The organism is Longimicrobium sp. (genome assembly GCA_036387335.1).
Taxonomy (GTDB): Bacteria; Gemmatimonadota; Gemmatimonadetes; order Longimicrobiales; family Longimicrobiaceae; genus Longimicrobium.
The window spans coordinates 1-5,252 of record DASVTZ010000219.1 but is presented as its reverse complement, the minus strand read 5'-3'; the positions used below and the strand labels follow the sequence as shown (position 1 = coordinate 5,252).

The window sequence follows — 5,252 nt, the reverse complement described above, 5'->3', positions numbered from 1 at the left end:
CCACCCAGAGCCCGATCAGGAACCCCGCGGGAAAGCACACCAGCAGGTCGAGCCCGCCGTTGCGCATGATGCGCAGCCGGTCCCTCAGCAGCGCCCCGACCGAGAACTCCAGCCCCATGAAGAAGAGGAGGAGGACGACGCCCACGGTCGCGAGCACGTCCACCAGGCTGGTGTCCACGTCGAAGGGCCGCACCGCCATCCCCAGGAGGATGAAGGCGGGGATGACGGATTGGCCGAGCCGGTTGAAGAGGAGCCCGGCCACCGCGAGCGCCGCCAGCAGCGCTCCGGCGCCCAGCAGGAAGTCGTGGTGCATCTTACCCGGACGCGCCGCCGCCGCGCAGCAGGTCGCCGAAGCGGCCCACCTGCGCGCGGTCGCCCACCACCACCAGGGTGTCGCCGGCGGCGAAGCGCTCGTCGGGCTGCGGATTGGGGAGGGCCTTCCCATCGCGCAGGATGGCGATGACGCTGGCGCCGGTCCGCTCGCGCACGGCGGCCGAAGCCAGGCTCTGCCCCGCCAGCGGCGACCCGGCGGCCACCCGCAGCCACTCCACCGAGAGCTGCGAGAACACCATCTCCATCGACTCGGCGACGACGGGCTGGAAGTAGGCGCCGCCGAGGATCGCCCCCAGCTTCCGCGCCTCGCCGTCGTCCATGCGCACGGCGTAGGCGGGATAGTCCTCACCGCGCTCGAAGAAGTAGATCTCGCGGTGCCCGCTGTTGTGGATGATCACCGTCATCCGGTCGCCGTCGCCGGTGGTGATCGCGAATTTCTTTCCCACACCGGGGAGGTCGTGCTCGCGGACGTCCATGAGTGCGTGAGTGCGTGAGTGCGTGAGTGCGCGGGCCCCCTCCCCCGCTCGTTCCTCGCGGCCCCTCCCCCAAAACTACCTGGGGGAGGGGCATCGTATCGCGTTTGCCTGGGCGCCGCACGAGGACCGCCGGCCCCCAGACCGCTTCAGCGGTCTTCGCGTGGTTCCAGCCGGGGGATTTATCCCCCGGTTTGCGTGCGCCGGCGTTCCCCCCCCGGTGCGCCCACCCCCGGTTTCGCGTGCGCCGGCGTTTATCCCCGGTGCGCCCGCCCCCCGGTTTCGCGTGCGCCGGCGTTCACCCCCCCGCGTCCCGGGCCCCCGCGCCCGCGCCCATGCCCGCGCCGGTCCCGCGCCGCCGCATCTCCGCGATCATCTTCCCCACCGCTTCCACGAGGCTCGCGGGGTCCAGCGGCTTCACCACGTAGGCGTCGCAGCCGGCGGCCTCGGCGCGCTCCCGGTCGGCGGGCTGGCTGTGGACGGTGAGCAGCATGATGGGCACCGACGCCGTCTCCGGATCGCCCTTGAGCGCGGCGGTCGCGTCCCATCCGTCCATCCCGGGGAGCCCTGCGTCCATCACCACGAGGTCGGGACGATGCAGGCGCACCGACCTCACGGCCGCCTCGCCGTCGTCCGCCTCCACCACGAGGAAACCCGAATGGCGCAGCACCGTGCCGTAGATGGTGCGGCTGTCCACGTCGTCCTCCACCAGCAGCACCGTCGCGCGCACGCACACCTCCATCGGGGTTGGACGGCACCACTCGGCCGGGCGGAAACATGATGGAGAAACCGTGCCGCGCCGAGAGCGGGCGCCCCAACAGAAGGGACTCACGCGGAGACGCGAAGACGCAGAGGAGAGCACGCGAAGTTCTCTCCGTGCCTCCGCGGCTCCGCGTGAGATTGTTGTTAGCCGTTCCCGGGCCGAATCGTCCGTTTTTGGGACGGGTTTTTCCCAATCGCGCGCAGCCGCCCAGCGCACCGTCCAGCCAAGGCACGGACCCGCAACGACTTAGGAACGAGGCGCATGGGGCATGGTCCTCGCCTTTGGGGTGTTCGCCGCGGCGACACGCCGGCGCGACGGTCCCTCCCCGAAGGAATGACAGGCCATGGACACGCTCCTCCAGGACATCCGCTACGCCCTCCGCACCCTGCGGCGCACCCCGGGCTTCACCCTGGCCGCGGTGCTGACCATCGCGCTGGGGATCGGCGTCAACACGGCGGTCTTCTCGCTGGCAAACGCCATCCTCCTGCGCCCCGCCGACGCGGCCGACCCCGGGCGGCTGGTGCGCGTGCACAGCAACACGCACTCGCCGCTGCAGCGCCAGCAGCTGGACTACGTGAGCGCGCGCAGCCGCACCCTCACCGGGATGTTCGGCGAGCGGTACCTGGAGGCGGCGCTCAACACCCCGCAGGGAAACCGGAAGGTCAACGCCGAGCTCGTGAGCGGCAGCTACTTCAACACGGTGGGCGTGGGCGCCTCCCTCGGCCGCGTATTCACCCGCGCGGACGACACGGTGGCCGCACATGGCGCGGTGGCGGTGGTCAGCCATCGCTGGTGGCGCGAGGCGTTCGGCGCGGACCCGACGCTCGTGGGCCGCACCATCCGCATCAACGGGCAGCCGATCACGGTGGTGGGCGTGGCGCGCGAAGGGTTCGCGGGGGCGTTCGCCGGCTTCGGCCCGCAGATCTGGATCCCCATGTCGCAGATGGGCCCGCTCACCGGCACCCAGCTCCGCGACTACAACGGCAGCCTCTACGTCGGCGCCCGCCTGCGCGACGGCGTCACGACGGGCGCGGCGCGCGCGGAGCTGCGGGTGCTGGCCGCGCAGCTCACGCAGCTGGACCCCGCCCAGCGCGAACCGGTGCGGCTGTCGCTGGACGGCTCCAACGGCGTCAACGTGGAGCTGCGCAACAAGTTCGGGATCTTTGCCGTGGCGCTGCTGGCCGTCACGGGGCTGGTGCTGCTGATCGCGTGCAGCAACGTCGCCAACCTGCTGCTGGCGCGCGGCGTGGCGCGCCGGCGCGAGATGGGCGTGCGCATGGCGGTTGGCGCGCCCCGCGGGCGGCTCGTGCGGCAGCTCCTCACCGAGAGCGTGATCCTCTCGCTGTCGGGCGCGGTGGCGGCCCTGCTCGCCACCATGGTGCTCACCCAGTTCGCCATGTCGCGCGTGCCGGCGGAGATCCCGATGGCGATCCGCCTCTCGCCGGACGTGCGCGTGCTCGCCTTCGCGCTGGGCGGCGCGCTGCTGGCGGCGCTCGTCTTCGGGGTGGCGCCGGCGATGCGCACCGCGTCGGCCGACGTGGTCTCGGCGATCAAGGAGGGGGCGGTTGCGCCGCGCGGGGCACGGCTGCGCAACACGCTGGTGGCGGCGCAGGTGTCGCTCTGCATGGTGCTGCTCGGCTCGTCCGCGCTCTTCATCCGCTCGCTGGGGGCGGCGGGGAGCATCGACCCCGGCTTCGACCCCGCGCCCATCCTCAACCAGACCGTCGACCTGCGGCTGGGGAGCTACGACGAGACCACCGGCGCGCAGTTCTACCGCCGCCTCCAGGCCTCCGTCCGCAACCTTCCCGGCGTGCAGTCCGTCTCGCTGCAGCAGATGCTCCCGCTGCAGGGCGACAGCCGCGAGACCGGCTTCGTGCTCCCCGGCCAGCCGGCCGACGGACCCATGCAGCCCACGCACTTCAACACCGTCGGCGCGGACTTCTTTCGCACCATGGGCGTGCCGGTGGTGCGCGGCCGCGACTTCGCCGATGCGGACCGCGCGGACTCCCCGCCCGTCACCATCGTCAACGAGACGTTCGCGCGGCGCTACCTGCCCGCGGGCGATCCCGTGGGGCGCCGCGTGAGCATCCGGGGGCCGAACGGTCCGTTCATGACGGTCGTGGGCGTGGCGCGCGACGCGAAGTACGTGAGCCTGGGCGAGGACCCGCTCCCCATGCTCTACCAGCCGTTCGCGCAGAACTACGACCCGGAGATGACGCTGCACGTGCGCACGTCGGGCGACCCGGCCACGCTGGCGAGGGCGGTGCAGCGCGAGGTGGCGGCGCTGGACCCGGCGCTCCCCGTGCCGGCGCCCAAGACGATGCGCGAGCAGCTGCGGCGCGCCCTCCTCCCCGCGCAGCTCGGCGCAGCGATCCTGGGCGGGCTCGGAGCGCTGGCGCTGACGCTGGCGGCTGTGGGGATCTACGGCGTGGTGTCGTTCGCGGCGGGGCAGCGCACGCGCGAGATCGGCATCCGCACGGCGCTGGGCGCGCCGCGGGTGGCGGTGGTGAAGCTGGTGATGGGCGCCAACCTGCGCGTCGTCGCGCTGGGGCTGGCGGTGGGGACCGTGCTGGCCATCCTGGCGGGGAAGCTCGCCTCGGGGATGCTGTACGGCGTGACCGCGGCCGACCCCGCCCTGCTGCTGGGCGCGCCCGCGGTGCTGATGTCCGTCGCCCTCCTCGCATCCTGGCTCCCCGCCCGCCGCGCGTCGCGGGTGGACCCGGTGGTCGCCCTCCGCTCGGAGTAGCCCCGCATGGGATCGCTCTTCCAGGACCTCCGCTTCGCCGCCCGCTCGCTGCGCCGGGCTCCCGGCTTCGCCCTGGCCGCCGTGCTCACGCTGGGGCTGGGGATCGGCGCCAGCACGGCCATCTTCAGCGTGGTGGATGCCGTGCTCCTGCGTCCGCTCCCCTACCCGCAGGCGTCGCGGCTCATCCACCTGTGGGAGTTCGGCAAGGACGAGATGTCGGCGTCGGGGAGCCAGGCGTCGCTCGCCAACATCGACGACTGGCGGCGCACCGCGAAGACGCTGGACCGCATCGCCGCGTACCGCTACTGGCTCTTCAACGTGACGGGCGGCCCGGCCCCCGAGGCGCTGCTGGGCGCGTACGTGAGCGCCGACTTCTTCCCCACGCTGGGCGTGCAGCCGGCGCTGGGGCGGACGTTCCTGGCCAGCGAGGACCGGCCGGGCGAGGGGAAGGCGGTGGTGATCAGCGACGCGCTCTGGCGCCGCCGCTTCGCCGCGGACCCCGGCGTGGTGGGGCGCACCATGCAGGTGGACGGCGCGCCGCACACCGTGGTGGGGGTGATGCCGAAGGGCTTCGAGTTCCCCGCCACGCTGCCGGGCGACGCGGCGCTCCCCACCCGCGAGCTGGACGTGTGGGCGCCGCTGGCCGTGGACGCGTCCACCGCGGGGCGCGGGCAGCACAACTGGTGGGCGCTGGGCCGCCTGGCCCCCGGCGCCACCGTGGAGCAGGCGCGCGCTGAGATGGCGCGCATCGGGCGGGAGACGCACGCGCGCTTCCCCGAGGCGCACGCCTTCGTGGGGGTGCGCGAGCTGCGCGCCCACGTGGTCGACTCGCTGCGGCCGGTACTGCTGATCCTGCTGGGCGCGGTGGGGATCGTGCTCCTGGTGGCGTGCGCCAACGTCGCCAACCTGCTGCTGGCCCGCGGCACCGCGCGCACCC

5 protein-coding genes are annotated in these 5,252 nt (G+C 73.2%); 2 read left to right on the top strand and 3 right to left on the bottom strand.

The genetic code is table 11. The features are described 5' to 3' along the window. The 3 genes from VF647_22655 to VF647_22645 all read right to left on the bottom strand — a co-directional run. On the bottom strand, window positions 1-313 hold a 313-nt coding region (locus VF647_22655), incomplete at its 3' end, for a cation:proton antiporter (protein ID HEX8454896.1). Between the two features lies 1 nt (window position 314). Beyond that, window positions 315-809, bottom strand: a complete 495-nt coding sequence (locus VF647_22650) for a cation:proton antiporter regulatory subunit (GenBank protein HEX8454895.1) — start codon at window positions 807-809, stop codon at window positions 315-317. A gap of 295 nt (window positions 810-1,104) precedes the next feature. Then, entirely contained in the window at window positions 1,105-1,536 is a 432-nt protein-coding gene (locus VF647_22645; GenBank protein ID HEX8454894.1) for a response regulator, read from the bottom strand. A 376-nt stretch (window positions 1,537-1,912) separates the two neighbouring features. Here VF647_22645 and VF647_22640 point away from each other — a divergent pair, with 376 nt between their 5' ends. Then, a complete protein-coding gene (locus tag VF647_22640; protein HEX8454893.1) occupies window positions 1,913-4,315 on the top strand; it encodes an ABC transporter permease in 2,403 nt (800 codons plus the stop codon). Window positions 4,316-4,321: 6 nt separating this feature from the next. After that, the coding region (locus tag VF647_22635; protein ID HEX8454892.1) for an ABC transporter permease at window positions 4,322-5,252 on the top strand (931 nt) is incomplete at its 3' end.